At 56.8% G+C, this 17,720-nt stretch carries 15 protein-coding genes; 6 read left to right on the top strand and 9 right to left on the bottom strand.

Features of this window, described 5'->3' with window-relative positions:
• Positions 1-70: 70 nt before the first annotated feature.
• Positions 71-862, top strand: a complete 792-nt coding sequence (locus F6R97_RS02855) for a hypothetical protein (RefSeq protein WP_197679442.1) — start codon at positions 71-73, stop codon at positions 860-862.
• A 112-nt stretch (positions 863-974) separates the two neighbouring features.
• Positions 975-2,426 (top strand): NAD-dependent succinate-semialdehyde dehydrogenase, encoded by a 1,452-nt coding sequence (locus tag F6R97_RS02860; protein WP_235868230.1) that lies wholly within the window; start codon positions 975-977, stop codon positions 2,424-2,426.
• 135 nt (positions 2,427-2,561) lie between these two features.
• Here F6R97_RS02860 and F6R97_RS02865 read toward each other — a convergent pair whose 3' ends face one another.
• A complete protein-coding gene (locus tag F6R97_RS02865) occupies positions 2,562-3,500 on the bottom strand; it encodes a LysR family transcriptional regulator (protein ID WP_095058170.1) in 939 nt (312 codons plus the stop codon).
• Positions 3,501-3,668: 168 nt separating this feature from the next.
• Here F6R97_RS02865 and F6R97_RS02870 point away from each other — a divergent pair, with 168 nt between their 5' ends.
• The 4 genes from F6R97_RS02870 (at position 3,669) to F6R97_RS02885 (ending at position 7,832) form a co-directional block, all read left to right on the top strand.
• Positions 3,669-5,048: an MmgE/PrpD family protein gene (locus tag F6R97_RS02870; RefSeq protein WP_315865998.1), complete on the top strand. Its 1,380-nt coding sequence runs from the start codon at positions 3,669-3,671 to the stop codon at positions 5,046-5,048.
• Between the two features lie 91 nt (positions 5,049-5,139).
• The gene (locus F6R97_RS02875; RefSeq protein WP_048392982.1) at positions 5,140-5,904 is read left to right on the top strand and encodes an SDR family NAD(P)-dependent oxidoreductase; all 765 of its coding nucleotides are present in this window, start codon (positions 5,140-5,142) and stop codon (positions 5,902-5,904) included.
• Positions 5,905-6,080: 176 nt separating this feature from the next.
• Positions 6,081-6,935 (top strand): MFS transporter, encoded by an 855-nt coding sequence (locus F6R97_RS02880; RefSeq protein ID WP_304575835.1) that lies wholly within the window; start codon positions 6,081-6,083, stop codon positions 6,933-6,935.
• On the top strand, positions 6,936-7,832 hold the full coding sequence (locus F6R97_RS02885; RefSeq protein ID WP_304575834.1) for an aldehyde dehydrogenase family protein: 897 nt from the start codon (positions 6,936-6,938) through the stop codon (positions 7,830-7,832). It begins immediately after the preceding gene.
• 93 nt (positions 7,833-7,925) lie between these two features.
• On the opposite strand, the gene F6R97_RS02890 is transcribed toward F6R97_RS02885, so the two are convergent.
• From F6R97_RS02890 to F6R97_RS02925, 8 genes are all read right to left on the bottom strand, one after another.
• The gene (locus tag F6R97_RS02890) at positions 7,926-8,948 is read right to left on the bottom strand and encodes an SMP-30/gluconolactonase/LRE family protein (protein WP_315865999.1); all 1,023 of its coding nucleotides are present in this window, start codon (positions 8,946-8,948) and stop codon (positions 7,926-7,928) included.
• A 130-nt stretch (positions 8,949-9,078) separates the two neighbouring features.
• On the bottom strand, positions 9,079-10,452 hold the full coding sequence (locus F6R97_RS02895; RefSeq protein WP_048392973.1) for an MFS transporter: 1,374 nt from the start codon (positions 10,450-10,452) through the stop codon (positions 9,079-9,081).
• 142 nt (positions 10,453-10,594) lie between these two features.
• Positions 10,595-11,338, bottom strand: coding sequence for an SDR family NAD(P)-dependent oxidoreductase (locus F6R97_RS02900; RefSeq protein WP_304575832.1), 744 nt, complete (start codon positions 11,336-11,338; stop codon positions 10,595-10,597).
• Positions 11,339-11,422: 84 nt separating this feature from the next.
• Complete coding sequence (locus F6R97_RS02905) at positions 11,423-13,000, bottom strand: aldehyde dehydrogenase (protein WP_304575831.1); 1,578 nt, start codon at positions 12,998-13,000, stop codon at positions 11,423-11,425.
• 301 nt (positions 13,001-13,301) lie between these two features.
• Positions 13,302-14,129: an IclR family transcriptional regulator gene (locus F6R97_RS02910; RefSeq protein ID WP_053078266.1), complete on the bottom strand. Its 828-nt coding sequence runs from the start codon at positions 14,127-14,129 to the stop codon at positions 13,302-13,304.
• Positions 14,130-14,383: 254 nt separating this feature from the next.
• Complete coding sequence (locus F6R97_RS02915) at positions 14,384-14,674, bottom strand: putative quinol monooxygenase (protein WP_048392967.1); 291 nt, start codon at positions 14,672-14,674, stop codon at positions 14,384-14,386.
• Between the two features lie 55 nt (positions 14,675-14,729).
• A complete protein-coding gene (locus F6R97_RS02920; RefSeq protein WP_218232079.1) occupies positions 14,730-16,175 on the bottom strand; it encodes an MmgE/PrpD family protein in 1,446 nt (481 codons plus the stop codon).
• Between the two features lie 36 nt (positions 16,176-16,211).
• Positions 16,212-17,681: an NAD-dependent succinate-semialdehyde dehydrogenase gene (locus F6R97_RS02925; RefSeq protein ID WP_048392963.1), complete on the bottom strand. Its 1,470-nt coding sequence runs from the start codon at positions 17,679-17,681 to the stop codon at positions 16,212-16,214.
• Between the last annotated feature and the right edge of the window lie 39 nt (positions 17,682-17,720).

The raw sequence follows: 17,720 nt of genomic DNA on the forward strand, positions 1-17,720 counted from the left end.
TCAGTTAAACGAGGAATGAAAAATGCGAGTAGGCAAGGCTGCAGACACGAACAGTGAAATGGTTGGAACCATGCGTGAAGGCAAGCTCGCGCAAAAGCATCTGCTGTTTGGCGAAGACGGTTCACCCAACAACTACGACTTGAACATGGGTCGGGCTGGCTCCGGGGGCTGGAGAACGCCACGCCATCGTCATAATTTCGATCAGATCCGCTACGTCATCAAAGGCGTCCTGCCTTACGGCGAGAACCAGTTTCTCAAACAAGGCTGGGTGGGTTACTTCCCGGAAAGCGTTCCCTACGGTCCTCAAGATCGTTCCGAGGGGCTTGAGACGCTCGTGCTGCAACTCGGCGGCGCCAGCGGCTTCGGCTACCTGAGCGTCGCCCAGCGTGAAGCGACAAATGCGATCCTCAACGAGAAAGGCGAGTTCAGGAAAGGCCTTTACTACTGGAAGGATGAGAACGGCAACGAGCAAAGCATGGACGGCTCCGATGCCTGCTTCGAACATGCGACCGGGCGCAAATTGCAGTTCGCCGAGCCTCGCTATACCGATGTGATCGCAATGAACCCCGATGCCTTTGACTGGCTGCCAGAAGGTTCGGAAGGTGTCTCGGTCAAGTGGCTCGGCACCTTTACCGAACGAAACATGCGCATCGGTTTTGTTCGACTGGACGCAAACGCTGTGTTCGGGGCCGGCCAGCACCCTTCCCTCCAGGTTCTCTATCTCACAAAAGGCCGACTCGCCGTTGGCAATGATGAATATGGCCCTGAGACCGGCTTTGAATTGCTGGCAAACGAAGGTCCCGTCGCCATGCGCGCGCTCGAACCAACCGAGCTGCTTTGTGTGGTCTTCCCGCAATTCTAAAGACGATAGCCGCGCGGCTTGTGCTGTGAGCAGCTCGTAAACAGCGCTGCGGTCGGATAGGACTGCAAATAATTATTCAAGGGATACTCCAATGTCTAATGCAAACAATAAGATCACCCTCAACGACCCTGAGCTGCTGAGAAACCAGAACTACATCAACGGTCAGTGGGTGTCCGCCGATAGCGGTGCCGTGATTGAGGTACGCAATCCTTCGACAGGTGAGCTCGTAGGCACTGTCCCATCCATGGGCGCGGAAGAAACCCGCCGGGCAATCGAGGCCGCCGGAGCAGCGCTCCCGGCCTGGCGCGCCATGACTGCCAAGGCTCGTGGCGCAATCATTCGTCGAATCGGCGAACTGATGCTGATCCACAAAGACGACCTGGCTACCATCATGACGGCCGAGCAAGGCAAACCCTGGGCGGAAGCCAAGGGAGAGATCGAATATTCGGCTGGTTTCCTGGAGTGGTTTGCCGAGCAAGGGCGCCGCGTGTATGGCGAAACCATGCCTGGGCACGTGCCGGGCCGGCGTGTCTTGATCACCAAAGAGCCGATCGGGGTTTTCGCTGCGATCACACCATGGAATTTCCCGTCAGCGATGATCACCCGTAAAGCTGGCCCCGGCTGGTCGGCAGGCTGCACCGGGATTATTCGCCCCGCCTCGCAGACGCCTTTTTCTGCCCTTGCCATTGCAGTGCTCGCCGAGCGCGCCGGCATGCCCAAAGGCGTTTGTAATGTCATCACCGGCCCTTCAGGTGCGACCGGTGGCGAACTGACCGGCAACCCGATCGTACGCAAGCTGTCTTTCACCGGATCGACCGAAGTGGGCCGTGTGCTGCTGGAGCAATGCGCCAAGACCATCAAGAAAACATCCATGGAGCTCGGGGGCAATGCGCCTTTCATCGTTTTCGACGATGCGAACCTGGATGAGGCGGTCAAAGGCGTCATGGCGTCCAAGTTCCGTAACACCGGCCAAACCTGTGTATGTGCGAACCGCATTCTGGTTCAGGATGGCGTCTACGATGCCTTCACCGAAAAATTGAAAGTCGCCGTGGAAGCCTTGTTCGTGGCGGATGGCATGGAAGAGGGAGCCACCCAAGGACCGCTGATCAACCAGGCATCAGTGCTCAAGGTCGAACAGCACATCAACGATGCCCTGGCCAAAGGTGCATCGGTCATCACTGGTGGTGCCCGACACGCAAGGGGTGGCAACTTCTTCCAACCTACTGTGCTGGCCAATGTGCCGAAAGATGCGTTGATCTTCCGCGATGAGACCTTTGGCCCGGTCGCCCCGCTGTTCCGCTTCTCGACTGAAAAAGAAGCGATCGATCTAGCAAACGACACACCGTTTGGCCTGGCGAGCTACTTTTACGCCCGAGACCTGGGCCGCGTTTTCCGTGTGGCGGAAGCTTTGGAGTACGGCATCGTCGGTATCAACGAAGGCTTGATCTCCACCCCTGAAGTACCTTTTGGTGGTGTCAAGGAAAGCGGCCTGGGTCGGGAAGGCGGCCATAACGGTATCGAGGAATACCTCGAAATTAAATACATGGCGCTGGGCGGCCTGTAAGCCAATAGGCCTCGCCATTCTCTAAAAGCGCGGGCGCGTTATGCGCCCGAAGCCCTACGACGGCTATTTTGCTGACCACATATCAACCCTGCCAATTCGTGATGCGCGAAGGCTCATGTTCGCCTCGAAAACGCGTCACCTCAATCGCCAAACGCCTCCTACCCCCAGCTCGTCGTTGCCTTTGAGCTGCTCCTCCAAAAACTCACAGAAACCTTGTGCTGCCGGAGACATCGCACGTGTGCTTGAATGGTAAATACACACCTGCCTGGTGACTTCCGGCTGAACAATCGGCCGCATCGTCAACCCGAGTAGTCGGGCCAGTAATCCCACGTATGCCGGGCCCAGTGTGGCTGCCATGCCCTGTGCTGCAATCCCCAACGCCGTACTGACATTCTCAACAATGTCCACGGGGATGATTCGTCCTTGCTCGAACTGTCCCCCGTGAGTGAGCGCGACGGTGCGTTCATAGTCGCGACCCGCGACAACAAGCGGTTGATGCCTTAACTGGCTCCACGGAATGCTTTGATATCCCGCGAGCGGATGGCTTGCCGAGCACCACAGCACCCAGGGACTCTTGAAAAGATCCTTGCGCACAATGTCATCTCCCACCGGCTGATCTGCGCCGATAGCAAAATCGGCGTCTGCATTGCTCACCCTATCTACCAGGCCATCCACGGGTGCGTCGCGTATACGAATTACAAGCTTAGGCCGCGTCCGGGTGTACTCCTTGATCAACGCTGGAAGCACCGAACTGGCCATGATCAGTGGAGCTGCAATCCGAACGACACCTGAAGCCCTGTTGCAGATGTCGTCAGCGGCGTTCTGTGCCAATTGCATGTGTTTGAGAACGCTCGTGGCTGAAGGAAGAAACTCCCTACCTGCCGGGGAAAGGACGACGCTGCGCGTCGTTCGATCAAATAAACGAAGCTCTAGAGCCAACTCCAGATCACCTACCAACTGGCTGACCGCAGAACTTGAAAGACTCAGTTGCTCACCAGCTTTGCGAAAACTTCTTGCCTGCGCCACAGCAACGAACGCAGCCAGCTGACGCGGGGTGAAACGTGGATGCGGCATCGGGCGGCCCTTTGATTATCCAGTTTTGCTTAATGATAGTCCGTAATTCATTGCTTGTTGATTGTAAGTCTCACCGGCAGATTGAAGGCGCTCACTAAGCCCACGGACGGGCTGCACAGGTGCTCAAGGAAGGTCCCAATAACAATTTCCCCGAGTGAAAGCGCCACTATGTCAACGATCGATTTAAGCCATGAAATTGCGCGTCATGTCGCTAATACCCGCTATGAAAATCTACCTGCTGAAGCCATTGAGGCGGCCAAAAAATCCATTCTGGACACCTTGGGCGTCATCCTTGCCGGCAGCGGAATGGAGCCTGCAGTCCAAGGCGTAGCCGATATCGTGCTGAACGGCGGCGGACGTCCAGACTGCTCCGTCCTGGGATTCAACAGCAAAGTTCCTGCCCCGATGGCCGCCTTCGCCAACGGGGTAATGGCCCACTGCTTGGATTACGACAACCAGACCCCATGGGGTGCGCACCCTGACAGTTCCGTGGTACCTGCCGTTCTCGCCATCGCACAGCACAAGGGCGGTGTCAGCGGCATGGACCTGATCACTGCGGTAGCCCTGGGCGAGGACCTTTTCGTCCGGCTGCGATGCAACGTGCGCTGGAAGCAGGATTGGAACCTCTCCTCTGTCCTCGGAGTGTTTTCCGCCGCCGCAGCTGCGGGCCAGATTCTGGGACTGAATGCAAAACAACTTGCTCATGCCCTCGGCATTGCGAGCATGCAGTCTGCCGGGACAATGGAAGTCATCTTCGGTATCGGCAGTGATCTGCGCGGCATGTACGCAGGGTTCACAGCCCAAGGCGCAGTGCTTGCAGCGCTGATGGCGGAGCGAGGGATAACTGGAATCAACGATCTGTTCGAAGGCAAGGCCGGCATTTTCAACGTCTACTTCGGCGGCGAATATGATCGCGCCAAAATGGTTGAAGGACTGGGCAAGACATTTTTTGGCGCTTCGATGATCTACAAAGCCTGGCCTGCGGTCGGCAACGTGCATACCTATATTCACGCAGCGATTGAAATGATGCGTGAACATTCCCTCAAGGCCAGCGAGATCGAGCAGATCTACGCCTACGTGGGCGACTTCCATATGCGCATGTGCACTCCCCTCGACGTGCGCCGCGCCCCGAAAACTCTCGTGGATGCGAAATTCAGTCTTCCTTACTGCGTTGCCTTGGCCCTGGCACGCGGGGAAATCCGAATCAGCGATTTCAATTCGGCAGCCTTGGCCGATCCGGAAGTGCTCGCTTTAGCGCAAAAAATCGTTCCGATTGAGGACAGTGATCTGGACTGGAAAGTGACGATCCCCGATGGCCGCCTGGAAATCCTCATGCGCGACGGCCGACGGCTGCAACGCAAGGGCGACAACGTCCCGGGCAGCCCGGAAACGCCATTGCCCTGGGATCGACTGATTTCAAAATTCCGGGACTGCGCTTCGGTCGCTGCACATCCTGTGGCACCGGATGCCATCGATGCGGCTGTGCAGATGGCGCGAAATCTGGAGTCTTTGGACGACTGCGCCAAATTGCTGAACGCACTGAGCTAACCGCAAAGGCTTCCTCCTCGGCAGCCGGACGTTCGACTGCTTTTCCCAACGTTGAAATCTAGTCACTCATCCAACAATAAGAGGTGCATTCATGAAACGGTTCGAAGGCAGAGCAGTTCTGATAACGGGCGCAGCCAGCGGGATTGGCGCGGCTTGCGTGCAACGCTTGTACGACGAAGGTGCAAGCGTCGCAATCGCGGACATCGATCAGGCTCGAATCAACGATATAGCGGCTCGGTTCGATGAACCCGAGCGGGTTTACGCAGCAGCACTCGATGTATCTGATCCCGAGCAGGCGAAAACATTTGTCGCTGAAGCTCAAAACAAGTTGGGCAACCTGCATGGGCTGATCAATTGTGCCGGGATCAAAGGTGTCGGCAACGTTCTCGACTGCGATCTGGAAAACTGGAAGAGAGTGATGGCGGTGAATCTGGATGGCACGTTCTTGATGTGCCAAGCCTTCGCACGCGCGGTCCGAGACGACAAGAGCCCGCGCGCGATCGTCAACATTTCCTCAGGTGCCGGCATCCTCGGCGTTCCGAATCGTTTGCCCTATGTCGCGTCGAAGTTTGGCGTTTCCGGCATCACCCGCACCATGGGCGCGGAACTCGGAGCCTTCGGAATCCGCGTGAATGCCATTGCACCTGGGATGATCCGCACTCCGTTCACCGCCTATATGTTCGAAGACCCCGAGAAGACCAAGCGCATTCGAGCAGCGCACGCGATCGGTCGCGAAGGCGAACCAGAAGAGATCGCAGCAGTCGCCGCGTTCCTGCTGACCGATGACGCAAGCTTCATGACTGGAGCGGTGGTCAGCGTCGACGGAGGCCAGACCGCCTGCATTCCGCCGGTGTAACGCCGGGCTAAAACCGGCACCTCCCGATGGCGTTTATCTATCAGAAACGCAGGGAGAGTGCCGTCAGCCCGGCGAACAATACGCATGCGAATCGCGGCCCCAAAAAGAGCCTTAGAAGACCTAAGCAATCCAGGCGCTGCGCAGAACAACGCTGAATAATAATAAGGGAGAACACCATGACAACTGCCGATGACACCGCGGCAAAAAAGGCATTTCGGCGACTGATGCCGTTAATGATTGTCTGCTATTTCGTCGCTTATCTGGATCGCGCAAACGTAGGATTCGCCGCACTTCACATGAGCAAAGACATCGGCCTCACCGCTGCCGCGTTTGGGCTGGGTGCCGGGCTGTTTTTCCTGACTTATTTTTTATTCGAGATCCCCTCCAATCTGATGCTGGCCCGCTATGGTGCACGACGTTGGATAGCGAGAATATTATTTACCTGGGGCCTGATGTCCGGGGCCATGGCCTTCGTTACCACGGATACGGAGTTCTATGCTCTGCGCCTGTTATTAGGCGCAGCAGAGGCAGGATTTTTCCCAGGAATCACTTACTTCGTGACACTCTGGTTCCCCGCCCGTTATCGCGCCCGGGTTATGGGAACGTTTCTGTGCGCAGCTCCAATATCGCTATCACTCGGGGGGCCGGTCTCCGGTGTGCTTCTGGAGCTCGACGGAACCCTCGGCATTCCAGGCTGGCGCTGGATGTTCTTTCTCGAGGCGCTGCCGGCGATTGTTCTTTCGTTCGTCGTTCTTCGGTATTTGACCGATCGCCCCCACGACGCAACCTGGCTATCTCCTCAAGAGAAACAAGCGTTGGCTGCACGTCTGGCCGAGGATGCCGACGCCTGCCCTCCTTTGCCCCATGACAGCCTGTTTCGTGCATTGACCAGCGCACGGGTTCTGCTGCTGGGGCTGGCCAACTTCGCGATCGTCGTAGGCGCCTATGGCGTAAGCTTTTTCCTTCCCAGGATCATCAAGGAATTTGGCCTTGGCGATCTGCAGACCGGATTAATTTCTGCCGTGCCTTAATTGCCGGATGGCGTCCTCAATGTGGTAACCGGACTTGGTTCGGATATCGGCGCGCCCCTCGTCGAGCACCCGGACGTTGCGATGGTCACCTTCACCGGCTCTGATCTGACCGGGACAAAGGTATACGAAACTGCTGCTCGCCATATGAAACGAGTCGCCCTGGAGCTGGGCGGTAAATCGCCTAATATTGTCTTCGAAGACGCTGACCTGGAGCTGGCCGTTGCCGGGGCGGTTTCCGGTATCTTCGGTGGCGGAGGTCAAATGTGCACGGCAGGCTCACGCCTGTTGGTGCAGAGTTCGATTCTTGAAACCTTCACTGAGCGGTTGCTCGAAAGCGCTCGGTCCGTGAGGCTCGGTAACCCCATGGATCCAGCCACCCAAATGGGTCCCATGTCCACCGCACCACAATACCGAAAAGTACTGGAATACATCGAGATCGCCCTGGGCGAAGGGGCGCATTGCATTCTGGGTGGCAAGCCCGCAACCGGACCCGGCCTCACGGGCGGCCAATTTGTCGAGCCCACAATATTTGTCGGCGTTTCAAACGGTATGCGTATCGCCCAGGAAGAAGTATTCGGTCCAGTCTTGTCCGTCATTGCCTTCGAAGACGAAGCCGAAGCTATTTCGATCGCGAACGACATCCCTTACGGATTGGCTGCAGGCGTTTGGACGCGCGATACTGGACGATTGTTCAGGATGTCCAAAGCACTGGAGGTTGGAACCGTCTGGGGTAACACTTACCGCACCTACAGCTACATGATGCCGTTTGGAGGCATGAAGCGTTCAGGCATCGGTCGCGAAATGGGGATCGAAGCCGTCGACGAGTTCCTGGAGACGAAAAGTCTCATGATCTCGATTGCAGATGCGCGTCCGGGTAACAATTTCATCCCACGCTAAAGCATGACCAAGTTGCTGTTTACCCACTCACTTGGGCGCTAGTCAAACTGGAAGCGGGCACTCAACAAAGCCGCTTCCAGCTCATGCCCCCCTTTACTGATGGGAAAACAGTGGAAGTGCCTGCGCAAACCCTCGCGCCCGGAAAATCATCGACCCTTGCCCCCGATCACCGTCGTTCGCCACAAGATACACTTCCCGGGTGCCTGGCTTGAGAGCCATGCTGGTAGAGAACAGGAAATGCCCCGTTTCTCTACCCGGTAGCAGAATCTGTCCGATTGGTAGACCGTTGGGATTAAGTACCAGTACGCGCCCCTGACTGTATTGCGCGACATAGACGTTGCCGTCTGCATCCACCCTCATCGAGTCAGGCGACGGCCCATGGAAGCGGTAAACCACCACCGCCCCGAACGGCGCAATTGACTGTGCGTCCTTTAGCTCAACGCGGTGCAGCAACCCCGTACCAAACTCTGTGACCCACAATCTCTTCCCATCCGGAGAGAGAGCTATGCCGTTGGCGTTCGCCATATTAGGCAGGATTGGCACAATGCTCTTGTGATCGGCTGGCACGTAATATACGCCGCCAGTGGGCTCCGTGGAGGTGCCCTTAAGGTCGGTAAAGTAGAAGCCGCCGTGAGCATCGAATACCAGATCATCGACCAGGAAACCCTTATTCGCGTCGATAATCACCTCAGGTTTTTTACCGTTGGCATCGTAGACCGTAAGATTGCCTGTATCGACGTAATTCCCCAGCCCGGCGACAAACAAGCGCCCGTCCTTGTGTATGGCGAGGCCCGCAGAACCACGCGCGTTTTTCGCCACCACCACCTGAAGCTGGCCTTGAGTGTCGACCTTCAGTACCTGTCCGCCTAATACTTCCACAAATAACAGATTGCCTTGGCGATCGAAGGCGGGTCCTTCCAGTTGCCATGCCTCGTCCGTCACTTTGAACCAAGGCTGCGCGGTGATTGTAAGCAGATCCTTTTCTGCTGCGGCTGTGGCGTAGAACTGTTGGCCCTGGGTCGGGTAGTTCAACGTGGGTAAGGTGTCCGAATTATCTGCCAGTGACAATCTGGAAGTCAGCGCTATGGCAAGGGCTACTAAGGTCGATTTCTGCATGGAACAACACCTCTGTACTTATTTTTGGAGTGGAGTGCCTGGGCCTGCGTACTTTGGATATGAGTGAATAAAACACAGGGACGTAAGCGCTTTTGACATACACCACGGTCCCAAGAATTTTCCTCTTCGTTCAGCTTGCCAAATCCCGCCCGCGGGTTTCTTTCACCAGAAACCGCACAGCCAACACCGCGATAAGTGCCAGCGTCATGAAGTAGAAAATAAAGGCATTGGGCGAAACATATGCCGTCAGCCATGACTTCATGTAGGGCGCGGTTCCGCCGAATATGACGGCTGAAACAGACGAGGGAATGCTGATCACCTGGGCCCGGACCCGGTTGGGGACCAGTTCACTCATAAAGGCGACCTCAGTGGAGGCCACCGCCGCGAAGAAGAACAAGCCGATCGCCATGGGCAGCAGAATCTGCAGAAAGCTTGGACCCAGTAAAAAATGTTGTAGCGGGTAAACGAGCAGGAAAATGGCCCCGAATCCAACTGTGTAGTTGAAGCGCCGCCCGCGACGGTCAGAGATATAAGCCCAGACGGGCAACATGAACAGGTACATGACCTGCGCGACGAGGACCGCCCAATAGGCATCCTTTGGCTTGGCCCCAAGCATGGTGATGGCGTAATCGCCAAAGGTTACGAGCATGGTGTATGAAGCGACATAATTGGCGGGCCAGATCAGGAACAAGATCAGCACCGTCTTTCTGTATCGCCAGACATTTCGCCAATAGCCGTTATCCTCGAGATTCGCCTGGTGCTTGGCATCCTCGTAGGTGGACGATTCGTCCATTCCGTGGCGCAGGAATACCGTCAAAAGCCCATACAGAACGCCAATCGCGAAGGGAATGCGCCAGCCCCAGCCCTGCATGTCTTCTGCACTGAGGACCGAGCTGAGGATCGCGCCGAACAGCGTTCCTTGGATGATGCCAAGAATCAGTCCGATCGGATAAGCGCAGCTCTGCAGCGTTCGCCATTTAGGGTCGGCCATTTCGCCCACATAGACGAACGCCGAGATACTCTCCATCCCATGGGCAAGCCCCTGCATCAGCCGAGCCGCCACAAGCACAAACGCCGCAGTGGCCCCGATGGAACCGTAGGTCGGGGCGCAGGCGATGACCAAGCTGCCCAGGGTGGCAAGCATCAAGGCGCACAGCATGATCGGCTTGCGTCCGAAACGGTCCGCCAGTCTGCCGGCCAGCATCGCTCCAACCGGCCGCGCGAGAAAGCCGATGGCGAAAATGCCGAGCACATTGAGCGACGCGGCAAGCGCGCTGTCCTGAGGGAAAAACAACCTGGAAAAATAAGGAGCGAACGTCGCATAGACGACGAAATCGTAATACTCGAACGAAACCCCCAGCACGCCTCGAATCAGCGATTTTCGACGAGCCTTTTCAGCCGACAAGGTTGCGTCCGAGGGGCGGATCGGATGTTGTTCTTCAATAGGTTTTGCGTAACGCGGAGATGAGTCGGCCGTCTGGCCAAAGGAGTCTGTACCTGCCATTTTTATTGTCCTTGTGATGACCGTAAGACGGCCGCCTTCCATCGCGAAAGACGGCATCCAGGGATACTTCACTCACTGATGATCGATCCAGCTGGCGGGCACGTTGCCAGCCGGCACCCACGTGCCCTGATGTCGCTACCTCTCAATGAAAGGAACGACCACCGTCAACGGCCAACGCCGTACCGGTGACGTAGGAAGATTCCGTAGAGGTCAAGAAGAGGATGGCCGCGGCGATCTCCGATGCATCGGCCAAACGCTTGAGTGCGTAATTGCTGACGTTGGCCCGGTAGCCGTCCGCCATCGGCGTGTCCACCATGCCTGGGCAGACGCTGTTGACCCGCACCCGTGGCGCCAACTCCGCTGCCATGCATCGTGTCAGGTTGATCACTCCACCTTTGGATGCCGCATAGGCGGTAAGGCCCGGCGCATTGGGTAGCAGGCCCGCCGCTGAGGCAATGTTCACGATCGTTGCAAAGGGCTCATCCGTCATCCATCGCAGACAGTTGCGCGAAACGATGTAGGTGCCCACCAGGTTGATCTCGATCTGTTGACGAAACTCATCGGCAGGTACTTCAAGGATGGAGCCCTTGCCCATGATCCCGGCGGCGTTGACGACGCCGTCGATACCGCCCATGTCCCGCGCCGCTTGCTCAGTGACTTGCGCTACAGCCTTCTCGTCGCTGATATCGACAGCGAAGCAATGGCCCCTGCCCTTGAACGCCGAGTTCAATGCCTCGCCATTCCTGTCAAGCAACGCGACGCTGGCCCCTTCCACTAGAAAGCGCTCCGCTGTCGCTCGCCCGATACCCGATGCAGCGCCAGTGATTACGATTCGCCGTCCGTCCAGACGGGCGTGGCTGGATTGATGAGAAGCCTTATCGGTCATTTTCTTGTTTTCCTTTTTTGTTCTGTAAGGACAAACAGTCATGAGCGCTGATGTCGTCACTCGCTCATGCTGCTATCAGCCGGCTCAACGCGGAATGAAGTTGTTTTGCGGGCGTGCATCTGCGATGGAAATCATCAGGCTTTTGGTTTCGAGGAACTCATCCACCGCCTCGATGCCCATCTCCCGTCCTATGCCGGACTTTTTCATGCCGCCGAAGGGCATCGTGTAGCTGTAGGTGCGGTATGTGTTGCCCCAGACCGTTCCGACCTCGAGCGCCTTGGCCATGCGAAACACGCGACCAATGTCACGGGTCCACACCCCAGCTGTCAGCCCATAAGCAATGTCATTGGCGATGGAGACAGCTTCAGCCTCGTCCTCAAAGCCGATGACGGACAGCACCGGGCCGAATACCTCTTCCTGAGCAATGCGCATCGAATTGGATACGTGGGTAAAAATCGTCGGTTCGACGAACTGACCGCCGCGAATGCCCGGCCCACTGGCAGGCTGACCGCCGAATACGCAGCGCGCTCCTTCTGCCTTGGCTATCTCGATGTAATTGAGCACTTTCTGATATTGCGGAGCGGTGGACATGGGTCCCATCTGGGTGGCCGGGTCCATCGGATTGCCCAATTTTACCGAACGCGCACCGGCAATTAACTGCTCGGTAAAAGCCTCCAAGATAGAATTTTGAACCAATAGCCGGGAGCCGGCCGTGCACATCTGGCCGCCGCCGCCGAAGATACCGGAGACAGCTCCGGCCACAGCTAGCTCCAGGTCCGCATCGGCGAAAACGATATTGGGTGATTTGCCGCCCAGCTCCAGAGCGACTCGTTTCATGTGGCGAGCCGCGGTTTCGTAAACTTTGGCGCCCGTTGCGTCAGATCCGGTAAAGGTGACCATCGCAACGTCGGGGTGCTCAACGAGCGGAGCGCCAATGCCAAGGCCCAAGCCTGTGACCACATTCAGGACGCCGTCCGGCAGACCGGCTTCCTTGGTCAGCGCTGCGAACTCCAGCGAACTGACCGAAGAAAACTCCGAGGGTTTAACCACCACTGCGCAACCTGCGGCTAATGCGGGGGCACACTTAAGCGCCAAAAAATTCAAGGGCGCATTCCAAGCAGTCAACGCAAGCACCACCCCAACCGGTTCCCGGGTAGTCATCGCAACGATGCCTTCTTTCTCGATCGGCATCACGGAGCCTTGGATCTTGTCGGCAAGGCCCGCGTAGTAATACCAAATCTCCGCCACGTTGCTGATCGCGCCGCGCATTTCCGCCAGCAACTTGCCGTTGTCGCGCACCTCAAGTTCGGCCAGACGATCAGCATTCTCCAAGGTCAGGTCACCGATACGCCGCATGATTTTTCCACGCTGGGTTGCGCTCATGCTTGCCCAGGGCCCGGACGTCATCGCGCGTTTGGCCGCAGACACCGCCGCGTCGGCATCAACTGCCACTCCCAGGGGAATTCTTGCCCATGCCTCGCCCAGATAAGGGTCCAGGGTGTCCATCCATTCGCGCCCCGCCGGCTCTTGGTAAGCTCCATCAATCCAATGTGCGTAGGTCTTCAACTGCCATTCTCCTTTCTGCTGGTTTGCGCCCTTGCAAAGGTGCGCGAAAATGCCGCACAGCAAAATAAAACTATCTCGCATAGTGGGATAAATCAACAATAAATCTATAGCTGACTTTATTGCCGTCGAGTTCAATATCGTAGGATCAGACAGGAACGATCCTGTCTGACTACGTTAAAAACAGGTGCAAGCACGCAATGGCGCACCGAAGACTCGGTGTTCCGGAGGGCGGGAAAAGCGATCAGTGGGAGGGAAGTAAACCGATAGACGGTGGCTTACGAGCAAAACTCTCTTAGTGGTAACGACCCATCCAGGCGGCCAGAATCAGGCGCCTGGATTCACGTAAGAAGGATGACCTTGGCTGGTCGGAGAGACCATTCACTCTGAGTTGGAACGGCTAGATGTTTACTTCTGCCTGGGCAAGGCGACTGGAGATCTCTCGCGCCGCGCGCTTGACAGATACCACCGCACGCTTGACGTCGACATCGCGCCGCTCCTTTTCATCCCAAGCAACGCCAATACTGCCCAAGACGATATTGCTCTCATTGATAATAGGCGCCGCCACACCATAGACACCGGGATTGAATTCGCCCTTGGTGATGAGATAGCCGTCTTTTTTGATTTTGCTGAGCGTGCTCCGGAACTCCTCCCATGTGTCGCCTAGGCCCGCTCGCTGTATATCGGGTTGCGCACGGCTATAAAGGCTTTTGAGCCGATGATGAGGGAAATAAGCAAGGATGACCTTGGACACGGCGCCTTGGAACAGTGGCCTGCGCTGCCCACGTCGAAAGCGATTTTCGGGACTCAGAGGCGCACGATGCTCCCGAATACATAGCACCGAGTCCCTGAACGCCGTACACAAGAGCGCCGAGTGACCGATCGTATCGACCAATTCCTCCAGCACACCCTTACTGGCCTGCAGCAGCGGATCGGTATTACGGATTTGTAAGTCCAGCTCGATAATGCGCGAACCCAATACGTAGTTGCCATTTCCAACGGTACTTAGCAAACCTGCAGAGTGCAGCGCCTTGATGTAGCGATACCCTGTAGACCGAGAGGTTTCGAGTGCTTCGATGATGGCAGTGGTCGATAACACAGCCTGATTGGAACTGAACAGATCGAGGATGCTGAGCATCTTTGTAAGACTGCTCGCGCCGTCGCGAGCATGCTCTTCTCTCTCGTCTTCAATGGCCGGGTTTTCCCCCTGAAGCGCTTCTATGTCCATTACCCACTCTATCCTACGTTAAAGGGTCCCTCGGAATACCTCAGGCCCCCGTGAAAACCATGATTGCGTTGCGCGCAATTCGGAGTGCGCTGGCTTTTGATCATAGTCTCAAATTGTAGGATCGAGCAAGAAACAGACAAACAACAAAAACTTTAATCCCATAATATGAATAAAATTCGAGATACACAGGAAAAGCCCGAAGTGACGATTGAACGTCATCGGGCTTGCCCTTAACGGCTCGTTTGACCTGTTGCCTATTTGTGGAAGGACAAAGGATGAAAGAAGTTTTCTTCGATCAAACCTTCTGTTTTTCGCAGAAACTCTTTCACATGCGGTGCGTGCACATGAGCCTCGAAATCCTCGTAGGTTTCCCATTCCTCGATGAACACGAAGCGTCTCGGCTCAGTGCGATCACAGTACATTTCATACTGGATCATGCCCTTTTCCTGATGAACAGGCTCGATCAACGCTTCAAGCGCCGCCTTTACCGCATCCAGATGTTCAGGCTTGGCCAGCGTTACAGCTACGCAGTGCACTCTTTCCATCGTACGGACCTCATTTTTGTGGTTCTTCAAAATAGGCTGCGCAGGTATCAACCCGTCATTGCAACGTGCGCATCAACTCGGCAACATCCTCGACGTCTTCCAGTAACTGCACCAGCCGCTGGACTTCTGCAATCCTGTGAGAGCTCAACGGACTCACCGCCACCGCTGCGCATTCGGCGAATTTCGAACAGAGATCGGCCCAGGTCATTGGGTTGTCCGCATTACCGGGAATATGGGTACCGGACCTTTCCCAGCGACGACCATCCGCTGCTACCACTTCGACACGCCCTAGTGGCAGTTCCAGCTTCCAGTCCAGTGACGCATCGGCGACCAAGGAAATTTTGTTGGCGGTGGCCAGGACCTTCGTATCACGCAGGCCCGACTCGGTGAAATCCAGCACACTCATGCCACGACGCACAGCTGCAACCGCGACGAGAAAAGGTAGGCTGAACTTCGCATCCGCCAACGTCGCCGGCGCCTTGCGTACGTCCAGCGGCTCGCACATGAGCGCGTGATAGTCGCCCACGAACAACCGGATTTCGGCGATATCGTCGGGCGCAAGATCGTTGTCCGAAACAATGTCGATAATTGCTTTCATATGACTGTGCGCGGTACCCACCGAGGGCCAGCGCTTGTACAAGGTGACGCTACCCTTGTAGTCGACACCGATATCCTCAAGGATTTTGTCTCGATCGTAACGGCCGTCGAAATAGGTGTTGAAAAACCCGTACCCGCCTTCAAAAAGACAATCGATACCAGGCACGCCTTTTTCCGCCATGAGCGCTGCTAGCACTGCGCCTTTGGCCGAAAAGCCGGCATATAAGCCGCGCAGGTCGCTACCCGTACCACACACCATCTCCATGATGCCCGAACACTGCATACTGGCGATGCCCAGGGCGTTGGCGGTCTGCTTCGCATTGAAGCCCATGACGCGCCCGGCAGCCGCGGTGGCAGCAAACACCCCCATAACAGTGGACAGGTTCCAGTCTTTCTTCCAACCGACATTGCACCGCAGTCGCGCAAAGATGTCCTGCCCGGCAGCCACGGCGGCAATCATGTCCTTGCCAGTCACGCCCCCCTTACGTTCGGCCAAGGCAAACACCGCTGGAATGATCGAGCTCGCCGCGTGCTGCCCCCAAGGTGTTTGATCGTCGTAGTCCAGGCAGTGCGCCAGCGCCCCGTTGGCCAGGGCCGCCATCGTCGCTGGGACGCGCCCCCCAAAGCCCAGAATCGACGCCTGGGGGGTACCTGCAGACTCCTTGACCACCTCGATGACCCCCAATACCGCAGGCTCCATCCCGCTCGCGGCGAGCATTACCCCAAAGGTATCGAGAATGCTTTTCTTCGCGGCTTCGCGTGCGGCCTCAGGCAAGTCTTCGTAACGCAGCCCGGCCGCCAATGCAGAGAAGTGATGGACGATGTCGGCGCTTATGGCCACGTGTTTCGCATTGAATATCTGTTCTGACATGAAACGGTCTCCCGTCGCTGCAACCAAAATCACGGCCCCGTACGCTGATCACAAGCTGGGGCCCCTTGCTTAGACGCGGACCGTCTTTTGCAGCACTGTCTTGCTGACCATGTAGGACTCAAGACTCCACGGCCCCCCTTCTCGACCAATCCCACTGTCCCTCATACCCCCGAACGGCGTATCGGGATCCGGCGCACCGAAATGGTTGATCGACAGAACTCCCAGGTCCAATTCGCGACTCAGCCGCTCGGCCTCCTCGAGAGTATTGGTGAAAGCAAACGCGGCTAAGCCCACGGAAAGGCTGTTGGAGATTTCGATCGCCTCATCAAGGGTCTTGAACGGGACGGCCACCGCGACCGGACCAAACGGCTCTTCGCGCATGATTTCGCAATCGAGCGGGGTATCGACCAGCAGCGTTGGCGCAAAAAAGTAGCCACGATCACCGACGCGATGACCACCCACGGCAGCCTTGCCACCGCGCTCGAGCGCGTCATCGACGAAATGCTGCATTGCCGCCAGCCGTCGCCCGCTGGTGACGGGTCCCATATCTGCCTTGAGGTCTAGCCCATCAGCGACACGCACCTGCTGCGCCGCTGCAACGAACCCAGCGACAAATTCCTCGTAAAGACTTTCGTGAACCAGGAAACGTCCCGGCGCGGCGCACCACTGAGAATTGATACGGATCTTGCTTTTGAGCGCCATCTTGCCGATTTCGCTCGCATCAACCCCAGCACAGACAATCACCGGCGCATGACCACCAAGCTCCATCAGCACCGGTTTCATAGCGGCTCCCGCCAAGGCGCTGAGGTGTTTCCCCACGCCGACCGAGCCAGTCAGCGTGACCATGCGAGTCACTGGAGAGTCAATCAGCGCCAGGGAAACCTCGGCGGGGTTACCAAACACCAGATTCAGGACTCCCTTGGGCAAGCCGGCCTGCTCGAAACATTGAACCATGGCGACAGCCGCCCCAGGCGTTTCTTCCGGAGCCTTCAGGATAATCGAGCAACCCGAACATAACGCGCCGCTGATTTTTCGACCTGGCGCGCTAAGCGGCACATTCCAAGGGGTGAAGGCAGCTACCGGCCCGATCGGTTGGCGTAGAATCAGCTTTTGCATCTGCGCTTCGCCCGGAACAATGGTGCCGTAAGCACGTAACGCCTGCGCCATGTCCCAATCAAAGAAGCTCGCCGAGCGTTCAACTTCGGCCCGCGCATCTGCGATCAACTTGCCATTCTCACGGGTAATGATCTGTGCGATTTCCTCGGCGCGCTCACGCACGCCAGCGATGGCACGAGCAATAATAAGGTTGCGCTCAACCGGTGGCGTCGCTCGCCATACCTTAAACCCCCGCTCCGCAGCGACCAATACGCGCTTCAAATCTTCGGAGTTGGCGCCGGGTACCGTAGTGAGCACGGCTTCGGTGCTTGGATTGCGGACTTCGAAACATGATGGACGATCAAAAATCCATTCACCATCGATGAACAAGCCAACTTGCGGATGCGTAGCATCGGCGACGTGACTTTGAGTTTCTGTGGACATGGGATTTTCCTCTGCAAGTGGCGACACGGTGTTCACCGA

Origin of the sequence: Pseudomonas sp. JV414 (genome assembly GCF_032424305.1) — a bacterium.
Classification (GTDB): domain Bacteria; phylum Pseudomonadota; class Gammaproteobacteria; order Pseudomonadales; family Pseudomonadaceae; genus Aquipseudomonas; species Aquipseudomonas lini.

Excerpts from the sequence above, each read along its gene's own strand:
- F6R97_RS02880 (WP_304575835.1), top strand. The coding sequence starts at position 6,081 with ATGACAACTGCCGATGACACCGCGGCAAAAAAGGCATTTCGGCGACTG.
- F6R97_RS02890 (WP_315865999.1), bottom strand. The coding sequence starts at position 8,948 with ATGCAGAAATCGACCTTAGTAGCCCTTGCCATAGCGCTGACTTCCAGA.
- F6R97_RS02910 (WP_053078266.1), bottom strand. The coding sequence starts at position 14,129 with ATGGACATAGAAGCGCTTCAGGGGGAAAACCCGGCCATTGAAGACGAG.
- F6R97_RS02865 (WP_095058170.1), bottom strand. The coding sequence starts at position 3,500 with ATGCCGCATCCACGTTTCACCCCGCGTCAGCTGGCTGCGTTCGTTGCT.
- F6R97_RS02895 (WP_048392973.1), bottom strand. The coding sequence starts at position 10,452 with ATGGCAGGTACAGACTCCTTTGGCCAGACGGCCGACTCATCTCCGCGT.
- F6R97_RS02870 (WP_315865998.1), top strand. The coding sequence starts at position 3,669 with ATGTCAACGATCGATTTAAGCCATGAAATTGCGCGTCATGTCGCTAAT.
- F6R97_RS02875 (WP_048392982.1), top strand. The coding sequence starts at position 5,140 with ATGAAACGGTTCGAAGGCAGAGCAGTTCTGATAACGGGCGCAGCCAGC.
- F6R97_RS02855 (WP_197679442.1), top strand. The coding sequence starts at position 71 with ATGCGTGAAGGCAAGCTCGCGCAAAAGCATCTGCTGTTTGGCGAAGAC.
- F6R97_RS02915 (WP_048392967.1), bottom strand. The coding sequence starts at position 14,674 with ATGGAAAGAGTGCACTGCGTAGCTGTAACGCTGGCCAAGCCTGAACAT.
- F6R97_RS02900 (WP_304575832.1), bottom strand. The coding sequence starts at position 11,338 with ATGACCGATAAGGCTTCTCATCAATCCAGCCACGCCCGTCTGGACGGA.
- F6R97_RS02925 (WP_048392963.1), bottom strand. The coding sequence starts at position 17,681 with ATGTCCACAGAAACTCAAAGTCACGTCGCCGATGCTACGCATCCGCAA.